Genomic DNA, 19,730 nt, shown 5'->3' with positions numbered 1-19,730 from the left:
CCCTTATTCCAATCCACCTTCCACCCGCCGGCCGGCTGTCAACGCAAGGGGGAAAACTTTCGCAGGGTTCAGGATCCAACCTGGGTCGAACACATCCTTGACCGACATCTGAGCCTCAAGATCCGCGGCTGAATACTGCACCTCCATGAGGTCTCTCTTCTCCACGCCCACACCATGCTCTCCGGTCAGGCACCCCCCCACTTCGACACAAAGGCGTAGGATATCCGCGCCAAATGCTTCGCATTTTTCAAGGTCCCCGGGTTTGTTGGCATCAAACAGGATCAGTGGGTGCATATTGCCGTCCCCCGCATGGAACACATTGCCCACACCCAGCCCGTACTCCGCATTCATCTCGCCAATGCGTTTCAGGACATAGGGAAGTGCGCTGACCGGGATGGTCCCATCCAGACACATGTAATCATTGATCTGCCCCATGGCGCCAAAGGCCGATTTGCGCCCCAACCAGATCCGTGCACTTTCCTCAGGCGACCCACTTTCACGGATCTCCACCGGATCGTGGCGACGCGCGATCTGGATGATGCGCGACAGCTGATCATTGATCTCGCCCTCCGATCCTTCCACCTCGATGATCAAAAGCGCCTCGCAATCGGGGTAACCTGCGCCCGCGAACGCCTCGGTGGCACGAATGCAGGGTCGATCCATGAACTCAATCGCGACGGGCAGGATCCCGGATTTGATAATGTCCGAAACACAGGCCCCCGCGACCTCATTGCTGTCAAACCCAACCAGAACGGGTCGCGCCCCTTCCGGGCTGGCAAGAATGCGCAGCGTTGCTTCGGTCACGATGCCCAGCTGGCCTTCTGAGCCGCAGATCAGCCCCAGCAGATCCAGCCCCCCCGCATCCAGATGCGCGCCCCCTATCTCAACCACCTCACCATTGGCCATGACCATCTTCACCCCCATCAAGTTGTTGGTGGTGACACCGTATTTCAGGCAATGGGCCCCGCCGGAGTTCATCGCAATATTTCCCGAAATGGCACAGGCCAGCTGCGATGACGGGTCAGGGGCGTAGAAAAACCCGTGTTCCTCAACCGCGGCAGTCACCGAGAGGTTGGTGCGCCCGGCCTGCACCCGGATAAAACGGTTGTCGTAATCCGTTTCCAGCACCTCGTTCATGCGCGCCACGCCAAGCACCACGCTGTCCGCCGTCGGCAGGGATCCCCCAGCCAGGGACGTGCCCGCCCCACGGGGCACCACCGGCACACTTTCCTCAAAGCAGATCGTCATCACAGCGGCCACCTCTTCAGTGGATCTGGGCAGAACGGCACAAAGCGGCGGGCATTTATATGCGGTCAGCGCATCACACTCATATACGCGAAGTTCAACCGGGTCATGGATGACGCCCTTGCCCCCCATGGCCGCTTGCAACCGCCCGACAATCCTGGCCTTACGACCGAGCACGCTATCATCTGGTTTTGGCATATCCATGGTGGCTCTCTCGGTCGGCTAGAAAACTTGATTGGTAAGAAATTATAACCAATCAGCGCAGCAAGCAAGAGCGCGCACCAATATTGAGGCTTTTAGGGCAAAATTCCGGTTGCAGCTGGGTGGGACGCCTACACACCGATCCAGATTCCGAAGTGTCAGCCCGACCGGCGGCGCCCTTCCAGCCACCAGGCCAGTATCACTGCGCCTGCGACACTCAAAAGCCACAGAAACGCAGGCAGCACAGGCCGCAACCGCAGATCCCGGCGAAGATAGGCCTTGCGTGGCTGGTATCCGATCCATCCCCGCCCGGACACCACATCCCCGGCATCTATCGCCCGCAGCCTTGGCATCCCGGTTTCGAGCAGCCAGACCCTGCCGAGCCTTGCGGGAAGAACGCCCCCGAGCGCGTTCGGAGAGACCAGCGGCTGGGCAAACTCTTTTGGTGCCGCCGCGCCATGCACCGCGACCGCCGTCTTGTCCCCTTGTGAGAACCGGTAGACGCCTTGCGCGCGCCCCTCAGCCGCGCCCCCCTCCCCGGAAAGCTGCGCCATGAACCGTCCCGGCCCGTCCGGTTGCATCGACATTTCTTGCCTCTCCCCTTCCGGCGTTTGCACAAATAAGGGCTCCGGCGTGTCAGCAAGGGTCTGCCGGGTGACCACGATGCCCCCGTCTTCGGTTTCCCGAACATTCAGCGCCTCATCCTCAAGCTCCGGCTCTCCCATCATCCAATGGGCCAGCCGCCGCAAAAGCTCCAGTTGTGGCCCTCCTCCGTCAAACTCCCGCGCCCAGAGCCAGAGCTGATCGGTGGCAATCAGCGCCACGCGCCCCTCGCCTGCGCGGTCCAGAGCCAGCAAAGGCCGCCCTGCAGGAGACTGAATAACCACCTGCCCGCTATCTTGCGCAACCTCCAGATGGCGCAGCCACTTTCCCCATGGCTTATTGGTGGGCGTATCGGATTGCAGCGCCCTTGTAACCGGGTGACGCTGGCCCAGCCCGGTCACTTCCGGGCGCATCGCTTCGTTGATCACAAGACCGGTTGGCCGGGCCGGCAGGACCTCTCCGAGAGGGGAGCGGGACAGGCTTTCCACGCCCGCAAATTCCGGTCCAGCCGCAACCAGCACCGCCCCGCCGCGGTCCACGTAATCGCGCACACTTTCCAGATAATATCCTGGCAGGATTCCCCGCAGCCGATACCGATCGAAAATGATCAGGTCGAACTCGTCAATCTTGTCAATGAACAGCTCCTGCGTCGGAAAGGGGATCAGGCTCAGCTCATTTACCGGCACCCCGTCTTGCTTGTTTGGCGGGCGCAGGATCGTGAAATGCACCAGATCGACAGAGGCATCTGATTTCAGCAGATTGCGCCAGGTGCGTGTTCCGGGGTGGGGTTCGCCAGACACCAGCAGCACCCGCAGCCGATCACGGATTGCATTGATACGCAACGCCGCCTGATTGTTGCGATCCGTCAACTCACCCTCAAGCGGCACAAGTTCAAGATGCACCACGGTCTCCCCCGCATGGTCAAGGGTGACGGGAAGTTCCATGTCCCGTCCCACCGGGATGATATGGCGGCTGGGCGCGGCCCCATCGACAGAGAGGCGCAGCTCGGCCGGCCCTTGCTGGAAAGGCCCCAGCGCCTCCACCCTCAGCTGGATCACCGCAGGCTCTCCTGCCAGGGCAAACCTCGGCGCCCGCAGGATGGTCAGGCGCCGGTCCCAATCCGACTGCCGACCGGTTTGCAGAAGATGCACCGGCACGGAAAGCGCGCTCAGGCGCGCGGCAGCGGGTTCAAAATCCTGAAGCCCCCCGTCAGAAACGATCACCACCCCCGCCAACTGTGCCAGCGGCAGGGTCGCAAGCGCCTCGTCCAACACGGGCATGAGCAACGTGCCCTCGTCACCGGGCGCGGTCGGGATCACATGCTGCCGCAGATCAAGCTGGGCGACACCGGCAGCCTGCCCAAGCCAGCCCAGCGCCTGCGCCCGCATCTGCGCCCGGTCACCAAGGCCTTGCGATGCGCTTTCATCAGACAGCACCAACAGAATATCCGGCAGCGGATCGCGGGTTTCCTCTTGCAGTTTCGGCCCCGTCAGCACCACGCCCAGCGCCAGCAGCGCAAGGGCGCGCAACGGCCATCCCGGCAGTCTGCGCCAGACCACCACGGCCAGAGACGCCGCGCCCAGCACCGCGAGAAATGCCAGCCACGTCCATGGCAGAAGGGGGGCAAACAGGATCTGCCAATCGGGAAAAGGGTCGTTCATTGCCCCAACCTTTGCAAAAGCGCCGGGACATGCACCTGGTCCGATTTGTAATTTCCGGTCAGCACATGCATCACCAGATTGATCCCGAACCGCAGCGCCATTTCGCGCTGACGCTCGCCGGCATAGCCACGTCCCACCGGCAGGATCGGCCTTCCATCGGGATCGATGGCCCAGGCCCCTGCCCAGTCATTTCCACCAATGATCACAGGGGTCACCCCGTCATTGAGCAGGCGAAATGGCATCCCCTCCACCTGCTCTGCCCCGCGCGAAGCGGCCTCGGCCCAGACCGGGCCACTGTGACGACCGGGGAAACTGTCGATCAGGTAAAAGCTCCGTGTCAGAACATGATCGGGCGGGATTGGGTCGAGGGGCGGCAGGGACAAAGGGGCCGCCAGATCCTGCAATTTCCGCGTCTCTGCCCCACCGCCGCCAAGCCCTGCATCACGGGTGTCAAACAAGATCAGCCCCCCCGTTGCCAGATATTGCGCTAACCGATCATAGGCCGATGCGGACGGCAGGGGTTGCTGCTCTGAGACCGGCCAGTAGAGCAGCGGAAACACCGACAGCTCATCTTGCTCAAGGTCCACCCCGACCGGAGCCGCGGGTTCAACCGAACTGCGTGTAAACAAGGCCTCGGACAGGCCGGTCAACCCCGCCCGAGCCAGCCGGTCCAGATCGGCATCCCCCGTCAACACATGTGCCAACGTCACCTCGGCGGCGGCCCGGGCCACCTTGCCGCCATCAGCCTCGTCTGCCCCCGCCCCCTGCGCACGCGCACGATCAGGCACCACCACAAGCGCCGCCCCGGACAACATCACAGTCAGGATGAAGACCCGTGGAACATCCCGGACCGCCGCCCTTACAGGGGTTTGACCAAAAATCCGGCCAGAGACCCAGAGCGTTGCAATCCCATCCAGCAAAATCAGCAGGAACGCCACCAAAAGCACCTGCCCGGCGAATTCGCGCGGGCCGGTTTCCCCGCCCCAATGCGGCACGATGCGCGTTGGCCAATTGGCGGGCAGAAGCTCGGTGTCCGATGACACGGCGTTGATCACGCTCTGCCGCACGTCGCTGACATAAAGCCCGGGCGGCGTGTTGCGCCCCACCTGCCCCGACAGGGCCAGGGCCATCTCCTGGCCATTGATCACGAGCGGGGGCTGTCTGCTCTCAAGCTGTCCAAAGGCGCTCAGGGCGACATCCATCTGCCAAAGGGAGGTCTGCAAATCCTGCGGGTCCCCCGGCTGCAAGGTCATGGGTTGCGTTGCCGTGGCCGAGGTCAGGCGCTCCAGCATTTCGACAAACAGCCCGGACAGAACCAGATTGGACCATTCGGCATTTGCCCCGACATGGAACAGCACCACCTGCCCCGCCCCTATCAGCTTGCGGGTCACAAGCGGCGTGCCATCGGACAGGCGCGCCAGAACGCGCTCGGCCAGATCGGGGCCGGGTTCCGCCAGCACCTGCCGCCGGACACTGACATCATCAGGAACGCGCAGCCCGGCAAAGGGGCCATCCGCGGGGAAAGGGGCCAAGTGCTGCGGGGCGCCCCAGCTCATCGCACCGCCCACCGCGCGGCCGTTCCCCCGCAGGCGCACCGGCAACAACAGCTCTTCCACGCGGCGCGCGCCCTCGGCCGTCGCAAGACGGGGACCTGCGAACCGCAATAGCAGCCCGCCCTCGGCCACAAACTCTGCAAGCACGCGCTGATCCGGTTCCGGGATCGACGGCACATCGGGCAGAATAATCACATGTGGGCTGGCCCGCAGCGCATCTTCCAACCGCTGAGCCTCGACGATTTCGGTCGTCGGCTCCAGTGCGGCGCGAAGGAAATGATCCGGTCGCAAAAGCGCAAGCGTTTCGCTGTCCTGCGCGCCCAGCAGGGCGACCCGGCGGCGGGTCAGCCCCTCTCCCACCAGTGACACCTGCCCGGCAGAGCGCCCCATTGACGCCCCAGCCCCTTCCTCCGACACTTCGAACCGTTGCACCCGGTGGCGCAGTTCTGGTGGCAGGGTCAGGCGGATCGTGGCCTGGCTGTTGCCCGCGACAAATGCCACGTCTTCACTGTGCAGAAGGCGCAGCTGCCCCATGGGATCACGGCCAAAGGCCTGCAGTTTTGCCGACAGGCTGGGCCCCGCGGGGATACGAAGCGCGCGCAGGTGCACATCGTTTCCGTCCAGCACCGCCGGGGCAAGCGCCAGAACCGTTCGCTCAGGCTGCATCACCTCGACCGTGCCACGCGCCTCTCTCAGCGCAAGCGCTTCGCCACGCCCTGACCGCGCCACCCCGTCAGAAATCCAGACCGTGTGCCCGTCGGGCAGGGCTGCAAGGGTGGACAGCGGGTATGCCCCGTCCCATGGCACAGGTGTCATTGTCCCCAGCCGTTCCCGCCAGAAGGCGGCGGGTGCCAGAGCGGGCAGGGTTTCCTGATCGGACAGGGCAATCAACGCCACCTGCCCGGCCTGTTCAGCCTGTTGCAGGATCTTGTCCACGGCCGCCACGCGCTGCCCCCAATCCGCGGCAGCGGGCCAGAAACTGTCGATCACCACAATCAGTGGCCCCTCGGCGCTGCGAGGTTTGTCCGGCGACAGAACCGGCCCCGCGAGGCCAATAATCACAAGGGCCAGGGCCAGCAGGCGCAGCAAGAGCAGCCAAAGCGGCATTTTACGCGCCTCTACCCGCTGATCCGAAAGGCCAAGCAGCAATGTGACCGCTGGAAAACGGCGCCGGATTGGCGCGGGCGGTATGGCCCGCAACAGCCACCACAGGGCGGGCAGCCCCAACAGGGCCAGCAGCAACCATGGTGATGCAAACCCCAGCGCGCCCATCACGCCCCCCCTTCCAATGCACGATAAAGCCACATCAGCACTGCGGCAGGCGCATCGTGGGTGACATGGGCATGATAGACCCACCCGGCCTGAGCACAGGCACCGGACAGCAGGGTTTTACGGGCTTTCAACCGCGCCTGATACGCGTCGCGCAGATCAGCAGCCTCCTGTGTTTCATAACGGGGGCTGTCCAGCATATCCATGAACAGGGTGCGCCCGGTGTATGGGAAGTGTTCTTCTGCCGGATCCAGCACCTGAAGGAAGGCCCCTTTCACACGGGCCTGAGCGGCCTGCTCCAGCGCGCCCAAATAGGTTTCTGGGTCCGCCAATCCATCGGTCAGGATCAGCGCACGGGCGCGGCGTGGAAAATAGTCTGGCATTGCGGGGGCCATGGTCAACCCATCCAGTCGGGACGGCAGGCGCCCTTCTCCTAGCATGGGTGGGCGTGCGTCACCGACAAACCCCACCCGCTCCCCCGCACGCAGAAACAAAAGGGCCGCGGCAAGGGAAATCAGCTGTGCGCGCGCGCCTTTGCTGGGCAGGTTTCGCTCTGAACTGAACCCCATCGACGCCGCAGGATCCACCCAGATCATCACCGTCTGAGCGGCCTGCCATTCCCGGTCACGGATAAAGGCCTGATCCGAACGGGCCGAGCGACGCCAGTCGACCCGATGCGCCGGGTCGCCGGGCTGGGCCGTGCGAAACTGCCAGAACGCATCCCCCTGCCCGGCCCGCCTGCGCCCGTGATCTCCGAGCTGCACCGTATCCGCAAGGTGACGGGCCGCCAGCAGAAGTGAGGGCAACCCCTCGGTCAATTGCGCAGCCGCGCGCAACTGGCCAGAGGTGCCCGCGGCGGTCATGCGGTTGCCCCGATATGGGTCAGCACCGTGTCAATCAGGTCGGAAAGCACCACCCCTTCTGCCCGCGCCCCATATCCAAGCGCCATACGATGGCTTAAGACCGGGCGCGCCAGGGCGTGCACATCCCCCGCATCCGGGGCCAGCCGCCCATCAAGAGCCGCGCGGGCCCGCACCAGAAGCATCAGCGCCTGGGCGGCCCGGGTCCCTGGCCCCCAACTGACTGCCTTTTTCAGCGCCTCAGGCGCGGTCGGGTCATCCGGGCGACAGGCACGCACCAGATCCAGGATCATTTCGACCACACTGTCACCGACCGGCATCAGACGGATCAGTTCCTGCGCCCGGAGAAGCTCATCTTGTGTCAGGACCTGACGTGTCGCGGTTTCGGCCTCACCGGTAGTGGCCAAGAGGATTGCGCGCTCATCTGCGCGATTGGGGTAATCAACATCAATTTGCAGCAAGAACCGGTCAAGCTGCGCTTCGGGCAAGGGATAGGTGCCCTCCTGCTCCAGCGGGTTCTGGGTTGCCAGCACATGGAACGGGGCGGGCAGCGCATGGGTGTGGCCTGCGACCGAAACCTCACGTTCCTGCATCGCCTGCAACAGGGCCGACTGGGTGCGGGGGCTGGCGCGATTGATCTCATCCGCCAGCAAAAGCTGACAAAAGACAGGACCTTTGACGAACCGGAAATGACGTCGCCCGTCATCCCCTTCTTCAAGCACCTCGGCGCCAAGAATATCGGCGGGCATCAGGTCCGGGGTGAACTGAATGCGACGATCACGCAGCCCCATCACCGCGCCCATGGTTTCAACCAGTCGGGTTTTCCCCAATCCGGGCAGCCCAACCAACAGCGCATGCCCGCCGGCAAGAAGGGCCGCAAGCGCCTGTTCCACCACCAAATCCTGACCGATGATCTGGCGCGTGATTTCCCCCTTTGCAGAGACGAGTTTCTCGCCCAGCGCCTCCAGCTCAGCCACGATGCCGTGGTCGGAAATACCCTGATCCATGAACCCTCCCTTTCGTGAAAATGTCGCAGCAAAACAATTGGGGCAGCTGTCGGTGCTTCATCTTGATCCGCAAACACTTTAAAGCGTTTCGGGATAAACTTGTGACACATGGTTATTCCGAAACGCCCATAACTTTGATATCTCTTGCAGCGCTTCGACCTTTCCCTGTCTCAGGTGAACGTCGAAACGCTTTAGCTTGTATTTAAGTCCGAAAACTCGCGGGGAACAAATGACAAAAGCGCCAAGTGACGGGAAATCGCCGGTGGCAGGGGCCGGACCGGACGCCAAACGCTTGTCAGAGGCGGTTAAGCTGGCCGCGCCCAAAGGCCCGCCGCCGGTGCATCTGTGGCATCCTGCCTTTTCGGGGGACATGGATATGCGCATCACCCGTGACGGAGCGTGGATCCACGAGGGGCGCCCGATCACCCGCCCTGGGCTGGTGCGCCTGTTTGCCTCAATCTTGCGATATGACACGGGCGAAGACGGCAACGAGGCGGGCTATATGCTGGTCACCCCGGTTGAACGGTTTCGCATTCAGGTGGAGGATGTGCCCTTCATCGCCGAAGATGTCGATGTGACGGGGGAAGGGCACGATCAACGCCTGACCTTCACCACCAATTTGGGGGACACCACCACCGCCGGCCCCGCGGCGGCGCTGAGGATTGAATTGGATGGACCTGACGGTGCGCCGCGCCCCTATGTGCGGGTGCGTGGCAATCTGGATGCCCGCATTGACCGCAAGACCTTTTATCGTCTGATGGATCTGGCCTGCCCACATGAGCTGGAGGGAACACGCTGGTATGGCCTCTGGTCCGACGGGGTTTTCTTCCCGATCACCCCCGCTGACGAGCTTACCCCCTGATGCCTCGTTTTGCAGCCAACCTGACCTTCCTGTTCAAGGAGCTTCCGTTTCTGGAACGTTTTCAGGCCGCGGCAGAGGCGGGGTTTCAGGCTGTGGAAGTGCTGTTTCCCTATGATGACGCCGCCCAGCTGGTGACACGGCAGCTGATCGCAAACGGGTTGCATATGGTGCTGATCAACACTCCGCCACCAAACTACACCGGGGGGGCGCGTGGTTTTGCAGCAACGCCAAATGGGCAGCAACGGTTTCAGTATGATTTCAAACGCACCCTGCGCTATGCAAAAGCTTTTCAAGCCAGCCACATCCACATTATGGCAGGCAAGGCCGAGGGGCTTGTTGCACACAGGACCTATGTCGAAAACCTGAAATGGGCGGCCCGGATGGCCCCCGGGCAAAGCCTGACCATCGAACCGATCAACACGGATGACATGCCGGGATATTTCCTCAACTCCTTTGATCAGGCGGCCGAGGTAATTGCCGAGGTCAACGCCCCCAATCTGGGCCTGCAGTTTGACGCCTATCATGCAGATCGCATCACCGGGGATGTGCTGGGCTGCTGGGCCGCACACCGCCATCTGGTGCGCCACATCCAGGTGGGTGGCATACCGGATCGCAAGGAACCGATCCGGGGCGAATTCGACTATCCGCGCTGGTTTCGGCAATTGGACCGTGAAGGGTATAATGGCTGGGTCAGCGGCGAATACCACCCTACGGCGCAGACCCAGTCAGGGCTGATCTGGTTGACCGACGGTCTGGGCTGAAACCACCTTGCCCACCCCGACCGTGGCCATGACCATGACCATGACCGTCACCTTGCGGCTTACATAAGAAAAAACCGCCCGGCCCAAGGCTCCTGACAGAACGCTGTCAGCAGGGCTGTGTCACACTGTTTTTATCACATCAGATAAGGAGATATGACATGGACACCCAACCTGCCCCGCTTGTGGTCTGGACCGAAATTCCCGTCCGCAACCTGCAAAAAGCCGTGGCCTTTTACAATGCGGCCTTTGGCTGGTCGATGGAGATCGACACGAACAGCCCCGCGCCGATGGCCGTTCTGGGGGGGCGCATGGACACGGTCGGGGGCAATCTTTACGAAGGCACTCCCGCAGCGTCAGGCACCGGCAATATCGTGCATATCAACCTGACCTGCCCCCTGGAAGACGCCTGCAAGGCCTGGGAAAAGGCGGGGGGCAAAATCAGCAGTGATCCGGTGGAAATCCCCTATGGACGTTTTGTCTATGCCACCGACCCTGATGGCAATACGATAGGCCTGTTCGAGCCGAAAACGACCTAAACCAACCCGGCCCCCGCAGCAAATGTCAGGAGGAACAGAAAGATGCGCCGCGCTGATCGCCTGTTCCAGATTGTCCAGTTGCTGCGGGGTGGCCGTCTGACGCGGGCTGCAGATCTTGCCTCCGAACTTGAGGTCTCCCCTCGGACGATCTATCGCGATATTGCCGATCTGATCGGCTCTGGCGTGCCGATCGAGGGCGAAGCCGGGGTCGGATACGTGATGCGTGCGGGCTATGACATTCCTCCGCTGATGTTCACCCGTGACGAGGTGATGGCGGTCATCGCCGGGATCTCGATGATCGAACGCATGGGCGGGGCCGCAATGGCAAGATCAGCCCGTGACGCACGCGGAAAAATCCGCGCGGTGCTGCCCGAAGCGCTGTCGGCGGCGGCAGACCGGGTGGAAGTACATGCCGGCCCCACCCTGACACCATCGGACCGGGATCGTCATTTCATCGATCAGATCGAGGCCGCCGTCGGCGCGCGCAGACGCCTGCATCTGACCTATGCCGATGGCGACGGTTGCCAGACCACCCGCACCATTCGTCCGCTGGGCCTGTGGCTGTGGCAAACCGGCTGGTGCGTGGTGGGATGGTGTGAATTGCGCTCGGATTTTCGCATGTTTCGCGTGGATCGCATTGAAGGTTTCACCACCGGAGAGGTGTTTCGCGAAGAACGCGAGAAGTCCCTCTCCGCCTTCTATGCCCGCATGCAGGCAGAGGCCTGCGAAACCTGACTTCACACCTGCCCTGGATCAGCCCGCCCCCCCATGCATTCCATTGCGTGTCAGCGCCCCGGGCAGGGGGAAACCGAACCGCGGCAGGCGGCATCAAATTGTGCGCATTTCGAGCCAATCATGTTGCCTGGGTTAACCCGAAACGCTTTGGCGGGTGCCACCAATCCGCCGCGGCGCCACGCAGACATCCCCCGGTGCTTCCATGTCCAGCGTGACATGACCAATTCCGAACCGGTTGTTCAGGGTGGTTTTGAGGGCGGTTTTCACCGCATTTGCATCAGACCAGTTGGTGGGCGTGACAACAACATGCGCTTCAAGCGAGGTCACCTCTTCACTGATCTGCCACAGGTGAACATGGTGGACTTCCTCCACCCCCTCCACCGTTTCCATGGCACGGATCACCTCTTCCACATCCAGCCCCGGAGGGGCGCCGAGCATCAGGATACGCGCCACGCCCCTCAGCTCCCCCAACCCCATCCAGATGATATAGGCCGCGATCCCCAGCGTGGCGATCGGATCGGCGAGATACCAGTCAAAGGCGACAATCAGACCCCCCACCACAATCACCGCCACCGAGCCCAGCGCATCTGCCACGTTATGCAGAAAGGCTGCGCGGATATTGGCGCTGTCCTTGGCCATGCTCCAGGTCAGCAACGCGGTGATCACATCCACCACCAGCGCCACACCGGCCACGATAATCACCAGCCACCCGGCCACCTCGGGCGGTTCAAAAAACCGCATGATCCCTTCGTAGGCCAGGTAAATCCCGATCACCACCAATGTGGTCAGGTTGATCAGGGCAGCGACCAGTTCAACCCGCTTATATCCAAAAGTCATCTGGGCATCGGTAGGGCGGCGCGCAATTTTTCGGGCAAAAAAGGCAATCGCCAGTGACGCTGCATCTGACAGGTTGTGGATCGCATCCGCAATCAGAGCGACAGAGCCGGACAGGACACCGCCGATGATCTGAGCCACGGTCAACAGCACGTTTACCGCAACGGCGAGGCCAACCCTCAGGTCCCCGGCCTCCGGGTCAATATGGTGGTGATGATGCCCGTGCCCCCCGCCATGCCCGTGTTTATGCCCAGTTTGGTGGGTATGAGTGTGATTGTGGTCATGAGGCATCGGGTCACCCTTCGCTGATTGTGAGCACAGGCCGGGGCTGGTCAGCTGCGGAGCAACACCCGGATTTCTGTTTCACCTCACTACTTAATTGCTCTAGCAACTAGAGGTTCAAGGGGCTTTTTGCAGGTCTTTGCATTTTTCCAAGCAGACGGATGTGATGCGGGAAAGGGGCGCTGCCCCTCGCCTCTTCGAGGCTCACCCCGAGGTATTTCAGGCAAGAAAAAGACGCGTCGGGGGAGCTATTCTCGGGGGGAGCGCAGGAAAGGGGGCTTAATGCGCTTCGGCCCAGTTCATACCAACGCCCGCGTCAACAACAAGCGGCAGGTCAAGCTTGATGGCGGGTTCCGACGCCCCCTCCATCACGTTGCGCACAACGCCGATCACGTCCTCCACGGCGGCTTCATCCACTTCGAAGATAAGCTCATCATGGACCTGTAGCAGCATCTTGGCAGGCAGCCCTTTGATGGCATCCGGCATGCGGATCATGGCACGGCGAATAATATCCGCAGCGGTGCCCTGAATGGGGGCGTTGATCGCCGCGCGTTTTGCAAAACCCGCCTGCGGGCCTTTTGCACCAATTTCCGGTGTGTGGATCTGGCGCCCAAACAGGGTTTCGACCCGCTTATGTTCCTTTGCGAAGGCCACGGTTTCATCCATATATTTGCGAATGCCCGGGAAGCGTTCGAAATAGCGGTCGATAAAGCCCTGTGCATCTGCGCGGGGGATGCGCAGGTTGCGGGCGAGACCAAAGCCGGAGATGCCGTAGATCACACCGAAGTTGATCGCCTTGGCCTGGCGGCGAATCTCTGGCGTCATCTGATCCAGCGGCACATCAAACATTTCCGACGCGGTCATGGCGTGAATATCCTGCCCATCACGGAATGCCTGTTTCAACGCATCAATTCCAGCCATATGGGCGAGAATGCGCAGTTCGATCTGGCTATAGTCCAGGCTGATCAGTTTTTTCCCTTCCGGGGCCACAAAGGCCTCACGGATGCGGCGGCCCTCTTCTGAGCGCACCGGGATGTTTTGCAGGTTCGGGTCTTTTGACGCCATGCGGCCCGTATTGGCCCCGGTTTGCAGATACGAGGTATGCACCCGCCCTGTCTCCGGGTGGATATGGTCCTGAAGCGCATCGGTATAGGTGGATTTGAGCTTTTGCAACTGGCGATAATCCAGAACGCGCGCGGCAAATTCATGCTCAGCGGCGAGATCTTCCAGCACATCCGCCGGGGTTGACCATTGCCCTGTCTTGGTTTTCTTGCCCCCGGGCAGTTCCATTTCCCCAAACAGGATTTCACCCACCTGTGCAGGGCTTTGCACGTTAAATGCGCGTCCTGCAATCTCGTGCAGCTCGGCCTCATAACCGGCCATTTTCTGCGCAAAGGCGTTGGACATGCGCGAAAGCACATCGCGGTCCACCTTGATCCCGGTCATTTCCATCTCGGCCAGAACCGGCACCAGCGGGCGTTCGAGCCGTTCATAGACGCGCGTCACCCCTGCGCTGTGCAGGCGCGGTTTCAACAGCTGCCACAGGCGCAAGGTGATATCGGCATCTTCGGCAGCATATTTCACCGCCTCCTCGACCGGCACCCGGTCAAATGTGATCGCGGATTTGCCGGTGCCCAGCAGGGTTTTGATCGAGATCGGTTTATGATCGAGATAGCGTTCGGACAAAATGTCCATGCCGTGATTATGCAGCCCCGCATTCTGGGCATATGACATCAGCATCGTGTCATCAATCGGCGCCACCATCACCCCGTTCCGGGCAAAGATCTTGGCATCATATTTCATGTTCTGGCCAATTTTGAGGATGGCCGGATCTTCGAGCACCGGTTTCAGGATCGCCAGCGCCTCGTCCAGCGCCATCTGCCCTTCTGCCAGCTCATCCCCCCCAAAAAGATCATCGGACTGGCTGGTCTTGTGAGTCAGCGGGATATAGCAGGCGGTGCCCGGTTCCACACAAAGCGAGATCCCCACAAGATCCACAAGCATCTCGTCCAAACCGGTGGTTTCGGTGTCGATGGCCACGTAACCGCGGGCGCGGATCCCCTCTACCCAACGGGCCAGCGCGGCGCCGTCCCGGACCCATTCATAGGCCTCTGGGTTGATTGCGGGGGCTTCAGGCGCGGAAAGGCCGGGCACGGTTTCAGGCTGTCGGATCTCGGGCGCGTCTACTCCCAGACGGGTGGCGATGCGATTGGTAAGGGTGCGAAATTCCATATCCGCAAGGAATGACAGCAATGTTTCCGGCTCCGGATCCTGCATCTCGAGCGTGGCGAGATCCAGATCCAAGTCCATCTGATCATCCAGTTTGACCAACTCGCGAGAGAGGCGGATCTGATCCGCCTTTTCAATCAGGGTCTGTCGTCGTTTGGGCTGTTTGATCTCTTCGGCCCGGGCGAGCAAGCTGTCGAGGTCGCCAAATTCATTGATCAAAAGCGCCGCCGTCTTGATGCCAATCCCCGGTGCACCGGGTACGTTGTCCACGCTGTCACCTGCCAGCGCCTGCACATCGACCACTCGATCAGGACCGACGCCGAATTTCTCTTCCACACCTTCCACGCCGATACGCTTGTTCTTCATCGGGTCAAGCATTTCGACCCCACCGCCGACCAGCTGCATCAGGTCCTTGTCGGAAGACAGGATCGTGACGCGCCCGCCCGCCGCATCAGCGCGGCGCGCAAGTGTTGCGATGATATCGTCAGCTTCGAACCCTTCGACCTCGATACAGGCGATATTAAAGGCGCGGGTGGCGTCACGGGTCAGCGGGAATTGCGGCACAAGATCTTCGGGTGCGGGCGGGCGGTTGGCCTTGTAAGCCGGATAGATCTTGTTGCGAAAGCTCTTGCCGGAATGGTCAAAGATTACCGCCACATGGGTGGGGGCATCCGGACCGGTCTGATCTTCAATGAACTTGAGCAGCATATTGCAAAAGCCGGACACGGCGCCAATCGGCAACCCGTCGGATTTGCGGGTGAGTGGGGGCAGCGCGTGATAGGCGCGGAAGATGAAGGCGGACCCATCCACCAGATGCAGGTGGCAGCCCTTGCCGAAACCTTGGTCGAGCGCGGCGGTGTCACTGGTCATGTTGCGTCCTTCATTCCTGTGGCCCCGGCGTGATCCCAAAGGCAAAAACGGCTGCGAAGCGCCTGCCCGCAGCCGAAAAACTGTCAGATGAGCGAGGATTTACGCCGCTTGGTCATCCGTCTTGTCGGCATGGTCCTTATGCACGAATTTGCAATCGCAATAGGGGCATTCGACCCAGCCATGTTCATTGGGGATCTGCAAATAGACGCGCGGATGGCCCAGCGCGCCCTCACCGCCATCACAGGCCAGTTTGTAGCTGTCAACAAGTTTGGTTTCCGGTGCGGATTGGCTCATGGCTCACCTCATGTAATGCGTTGTGGGCATGATAGTGATGATCGGCGCGGCGGCAAGAGGGAAGCGCTTGGATTGGCCGCTCTTCGGTCGAAAAGCCGCCCCTGCGGGGTCGGTTTCACAAAAGCGTTTCGAGGTTTGGTTGAAACACAGCACACTCTCAAAACGCACGACACACCGAAACGTTTTAAGGGTGGCTCAAACCTGCGGTTTGAGCCTGGGGGCGCTGCCCCCCGCGGTTTCACCGCTCACCCCGGGATATTTATGCCCAGAAAATGAGATCAGCCCTCTACGCGACCAAGCATTCGGCCCAGCGGTCGGCCGCCGAGGATATGGGTGTGATAATGCGGCACTTCCTGCACCCCATGCGCGCCGGAATTGGCGATGGTGCGATACCCGTCCTGTTGATCTCCGGGGGCAAGATCGAGCATTTTGCAGACGGCTCCGATGGTGCGGATATAGCCCAGAACCTCTTCGTCAGTGGCGTCATTGGCAAAGTGGTCTGCGTTCACATAGGGCCCTTTGGGGATCACCAGCACATGGACCGGTGCCTGCGGCGTGATGTCCCGAAAGGCCAGCGCATGTTCCGTGTCCAGCACGGTGTCATTGGGGATTTCACCGCGCAGGATCTTGGCAAAGATATTCTGGTCATCATAGATATAGGCCATGGGGCGCTCCGCTTCTTTTCTCTGGCTATTCGCCTTGTGGTGTCAATCCGAGGGGGATCAGTCCGAAAAGAGGTGATCCGTTTCGGCAATTTCCCTTGCGTGACTGTCCGGGATGGAGAGGAAATCTGCAAGGGCGCGTGTATTGGTTTCAGAGGAGGCAAACTCGCTGAAGCGGAAGTAGCCTTCAAAAGCCGCGTCACGGATTTCATCGCTTTCATTCATCACGTCCGACCGGATGGTGGGCAACAGCCTGTCAATGGTTTCGCGCGGCGTGTTTTCGCCGGCCAGCCCAACCCGCATGGCGTGACCAAGCAGGTAGTCATTGGTGAAATTGCATTCCACTTCCAGCAGCTTGGTCTGCGAGCGATCTGAAAAGAAGTCCCGCAGCAGATCCATGTTATTGGGATCCATACAGACCACCAGCCGCTCTGTTTCGTAATAGTCAAACAGCATCCGCATCAACGCCCTGCGATGCCGGGTCCGTTTTCCAAGCCGGGTCTGGATGCCACCAAGATCCGGCATCGGGCAGCTTTCTTCATCGAACAGGTAATCAATTGTCGGGATATTGGTGACCTGTTTGATCCGATGGGCCACCCGCTTGCCCACATGCCATTTCTTCGCCACCACGATCAACAGTTCACGTTCGCGCCCCAAGGTGGCTTCCTGTTCCCAGAAACGCGGGGCAAACCGTTGCCCGACCCGCCCGCGCCCGGTCAGGAACTTGAACAGGGAGCGCCCTTCATTTGAAATCTGAAACTCAACCCCTTCGGCAGCAAACAGGTCACCGAGACGACGTTTGAGCACATGGGCCTCGGGGCTGATTTTCCGCGCAAACAGGAAGTCCTGCGACAGAAGAAGATCATAGTGGTCGTTATAAAACGTGACCGGCATCCCATAGTCGGTAAACATCAAAAATGTCAGGGTGCGGCTGCGGATTTCCTGGCCAGGCACGATATGGCGCACCAGCGTCTGGAAGAAGGTTTCGTCCGGAATCCAGGTTGAGCGGAAGAATCGCATCACGTCTTTGCGCTTGCGGGTAAAATCGAGGATCCATTCGATCGTCCGGCGGCGCAGACACCACCACTGGCTGCCAATCTGCACCTGGATGTCATGTGGGATTTCACGTGTCAGGCCCAGACGTTTTTGCAAGTTGTAGCTTGTGTAAAACAAGAACTTCTGCGTGCGTTCATTGAAATAATGGCGGTAGATCAGCCGCTCTTCCTTCATTCCAGTCTTGATCCAGTCGCTGGCGAAATAATCGAAGCTTTCAATGTAATCGACATCTTCGCGATCCAGAAAAGCATGGGCATATTCTGCGGATTTGATCGCCATGCAGTCGCCGGACACCATGTAGAAATGGGTGGCACGAGGGAACGCTTCGACCGCAGCTTCAACGGCATGAAGCGTGGCCTGCACCAAAGACCAGCCCCCCCAGCCGCATTTGATCCTCTTGCGGGCAAAGGTGACGTTGGGATTGTCTTTCAGGGCGTCGTATATTTTTTGAAAATGTGCGGGTTTTGCGCGGGCATCAAAGTGAATCGCCATGCAATCGCCCGCAGCTGTCAGCCGCGTTGCCTGGTTGATGATCGCATCAGGGTCTTTGTGACACAACAAGATGAAGGCAATCTTTGCCATTTACCAAATAATCCCTCAGTTTCAGCGACATTGTTGCCATAAATAACGTGAAGAACCATTGAATAAACAGAGTTTCTTTGCTTTTTTTCCTCTAAGTGGTGATAACTGCATTTCGTGACAGACGTTTCGATCACAAGTATTTGGCAAGGAGGCTGCGTTAGATGGGATTTCCCGGCACCTGGATGACGGAAAGTGAAAGCGTGGTCTACCGCGTGGTGCCCAAATGCGCCTGCTCGACCATTGGTCAGATCATGTTCTATTCTGACCATGGCGAATTTTTTGACGGCGACATTCACGACAGCAAGGATCGCCTGCACAAGTGGTCGCAAGAGCATTCGCAACAGTTGATCATCAACAACGTGAAGGCCCATAACAGCTATGCCTTCACCTGCGTTCGAAACCCCTATACCCGCATCCTGTCCAGCTTCTTTGACAAGATTTGCGGCATCCAGCGCAATGGCAAACGCTACCGCGGAAATCTGGTTCCGATGCTTATTCAGAAATACGGGATCGAGGTGGGCAGCCCGGATGACGCGTTTGATTTCGACCAGATCAAGAGCTTTCGCCGCTTTCTTCTGTTTGCGCGCGACACGATCCGCTGGAAACGACCGATGGATCCGGACATTCACTGGTCCGCAATGTCGGGCCATGTGTCCACCTTCATCCTGAATGGTGGCACATATGACAAGATCTTCTGGACCGAACAGTTCAATGACGGGATGCAGCAGGTGCTCGACAGTATCGACACGCTGCACAAGGTGGATCTGAACGCAATTCCGCGCTTTAACGAAAGCGAAGGGCACGGGCCGAAACGCGCCCACCCGGTTGAGGATTATTTCGACGACCTGTCCATGCATCTGGTCTATGAAATCTACAAACGGGACTTCAACCTGTTCAAATATGACTTCGAGAACCCGGGCAACAAGATGCCAATCGGTGAGATCGACCTGGACGAGGTTCATGCAAAGCTGGGCGACTGACCAGCCGCATCAACAACAAAGTGAGAGAGACATGAAAGCGCGCGTAACTTGGGCGGAAGCCCGGACTTTTGTCGGCACATCCGGCACGGGTCACAATATCGTTCTGGGCACAAGCCATGGAGAGGGCGGCACGCCCGGTCCCAGCCCGATGGAGCTTCTGCTGATCGGAACGGCAGGGTGCTCGGCCTATGACGTGGTGTCGATCCTCGAAAAATCCCGTCAGAAGATCGAGGATGTTCAGGTAGAGGTGGATGCTGAGCGCGCGGAAACGGACCCCAAGGTGTTCACCAAAATCCACCTGCATTTCGTCGTGAAAGGGCGCGGTGTCGGGGCAGATAAGGTCGAACGGGCAATTTCACTCTCGGTCGACAAATATTGCTCAGCCTCCGCCATGATGGCCGCCACGGCTGACGTCACCCATGATTTTGAGGTTGTGGATACAGAGTGACCCGCCTTGGTCAGACCTCTTTCAGGCTCCGCATTTCTGCGGGGCCTTTTCTTTTTTGAGCCTCAACGAGCGCCGTAAGATTTTCGTGCTGCTATGGACTTGCATGGCGGCACCCACATTGCGCCTTTACTCAGACAAAACCAGAAAACTAGTTTTCTAGTTTTCTAGTTTTCTAGTTTTCTAGTTTTCTAGTTTTCTAG

General features: G+C 60.1%; 16 protein-coding genes. 6 read left to right on the top strand and 10 right to left on the bottom strand.

Annotation, left to right across the window (positions count from 1 at the left end):
• Positions 1-3 precede the first annotated feature (3 nt).
• The 5 genes from XMD517_RS14990 to XMD517_RS14970 all read right to left on the bottom strand — a co-directional run bounded on the left by XMD517_RS14990 (position 4) and on the right by XMD517_RS14970 (position 8,399).
• Positions 4-1,449 carry an FAD-linked oxidase C-terminal domain-containing protein gene (locus XMD517_RS14990; protein ID WP_173485357.1) on the bottom strand — a complete coding sequence of 482 codons (1,446 nt, stop codon included), beginning with the start codon at positions 1,447-1,449 and terminating at the stop codon, positions 4-6.
• A gap of 155 nt (positions 1,450-1,604) precedes the next feature.
• The gene (locus XMD517_RS14985) at positions 1,605-3,710 is read right to left on the bottom strand and encodes a hypothetical protein (protein WP_173485356.1); all 2,106 of its coding nucleotides are present in this window, start codon (positions 3,708-3,710) and stop codon (positions 1,605-1,607) included.
• Complete coding sequence (locus XMD517_RS14980) at positions 3,707-6,535, bottom strand: DUF4159 domain-containing protein (RefSeq protein ID WP_173485355.1); 2,829 nt, start codon at positions 6,533-6,535, stop codon at positions 3,707-3,709. The genes XMD517_RS14985 and XMD517_RS14980 overlap by 4 nt, the downstream gene beginning before the upstream one ends.
• On the bottom strand, positions 6,535-7,395 hold the full coding sequence (locus tag XMD517_RS14975; protein ID WP_173485354.1) for a DUF58 domain-containing protein: 861 nt from the start codon (positions 7,393-7,395) through the stop codon (positions 6,535-6,537). The genes XMD517_RS14980 and XMD517_RS14975 overlap by 1 nt, the downstream gene beginning before the upstream one ends.
• Entirely contained in the window at positions 7,392-8,399 is a 1,008-nt protein-coding gene (locus XMD517_RS14970) for a MoxR family ATPase (protein ID WP_173485353.1), read from the bottom strand. Before XMD517_RS14970 ends, XMD517_RS14975 begins: the two co-directional genes overlap by 4 nt.
• Before the next feature lie 229 nt (positions 8,400-8,628).
• Here XMD517_RS14970 and XMD517_RS14965 point away from each other — a divergent pair, with 229 nt between their 5' ends.
• The 4 genes from XMD517_RS14965 (at position 8,629) to XMD517_RS14950 (ending at position 11,293) form a co-directional block, all read left to right on the top strand.
• Positions 8,629-9,261: a DUF1285 domain-containing protein gene (locus XMD517_RS14965; RefSeq protein WP_173485352.1), complete on the top strand. Its 633-nt coding sequence runs from the start codon at positions 8,629-8,631 to the stop codon at positions 9,259-9,261.
• Positions 9,261-10,022, top strand: a complete 762-nt coding sequence (locus XMD517_RS14960) for a hydroxypyruvate isomerase family protein (protein WP_173485351.1) — start codon at positions 9,261-9,263, stop codon at positions 10,020-10,022. Before XMD517_RS14965 ends, XMD517_RS14960 begins: the two co-directional genes overlap by 1 nt.
• A 158-nt stretch (positions 10,023-10,180) precedes the next feature.
• Complete coding sequence (locus tag XMD517_RS14955; protein ID WP_217360418.1) at positions 10,181-10,558, top strand: VOC family protein; 378 nt, start codon at positions 10,181-10,183, stop codon at positions 10,556-10,558.
• Between the two features lie 42 nt (positions 10,559-10,600).
• Positions 10,601-11,293 carry a YafY family protein gene (locus tag XMD517_RS14950; protein WP_173485350.1) on the top strand — a complete coding sequence of 231 codons (693 nt, stop codon included), beginning with the start codon at positions 10,601-10,603 and terminating at the stop codon, positions 11,291-11,293.
• A gap of 132 nt (positions 11,294-11,425) precedes the next feature.
• Here XMD517_RS14950 and XMD517_RS14945 read toward each other — a convergent pair whose 3' ends face one another.
• From XMD517_RS14945 to XMD517_RS14925, 5 genes are all read right to left on the bottom strand, one after another.
• Positions 11,426-12,418 (bottom strand): cation diffusion facilitator family transporter, encoded by a 993-nt coding sequence (locus XMD517_RS14945; protein WP_173485349.1) that lies wholly within the window; start codon positions 12,416-12,418, stop codon positions 11,426-11,428.
• Between the two features lie 270 nt (positions 12,419-12,688).
• Complete coding sequence (gene polA, locus XMD517_RS14940) at positions 12,689-15,508, bottom strand: DNA polymerase I (RefSeq protein ID WP_173485348.1); 2,820 nt, start codon at positions 15,506-15,508, stop codon at positions 12,689-12,691.
• Positions 15,509-15,607: 99 nt separating this feature from the next.
• Complete coding sequence (locus tag XMD517_RS14935) at positions 15,608-15,802, bottom strand: zinc-finger domain-containing protein (protein WP_173485347.1); 195 nt, start codon at positions 15,800-15,802, stop codon at positions 15,608-15,610.
• Between the two features lie 278 nt (positions 15,803-16,080).
• Positions 16,081-16,467 carry an HIT domain-containing protein gene (locus XMD517_RS14930; protein WP_173485346.1) on the bottom strand — a complete coding sequence of 129 codons (387 nt, stop codon included), beginning with the start codon at positions 16,465-16,467 and terminating at the stop codon, positions 16,081-16,083.
• A 57-nt stretch (positions 16,468-16,524) separates the two neighbouring features.
• The gene (locus XMD517_RS14925) at positions 16,525-18,102 is read right to left on the bottom strand and encodes a DUF5928 domain-containing protein (protein WP_173485345.1); all 1,578 of its coding nucleotides are present in this window, start codon (positions 18,100-18,102) and stop codon (positions 16,525-16,527) included.
• A gap of 161 nt (positions 18,103-18,263) precedes the next feature.
• Here XMD517_RS14925 and XMD517_RS14920 point away from each other — a divergent pair, with 161 nt between their 5' ends.
• Both XMD517_RS14920 and XMD517_RS14915 read left to right on the top strand, forming a co-directional pair.
• Entirely contained in the window at positions 18,264-19,082 is an 819-nt protein-coding gene (locus XMD517_RS14920) for a sulfotransferase family protein (protein ID WP_173485344.1), read from the top strand.
• 31 nt (positions 19,083-19,113) lie between these two features.
• Positions 19,114-19,530 (top strand): OsmC family protein, encoded by a 417-nt coding sequence (locus XMD517_RS14915; protein WP_173485343.1) that lies wholly within the window; start codon positions 19,114-19,116, stop codon positions 19,528-19,530.
• Positions 19,531-19,730 lie beyond the last annotated feature (200 nt).

The organism is Aliiroseovarius sp. xm-d-517, from assembly GCF_013283135.1.
Taxonomy (GTDB): domain Bacteria; phylum Pseudomonadota; class Alphaproteobacteria; order Rhodobacterales; family Rhodobacteraceae; genus Aliiroseovarius; species Aliiroseovarius crassostreae.
The sequence above is the reverse complement of the archived record's forward strand: the minus strand, read 5'-3'. Positions and strand labels throughout refer to the sequence as shown.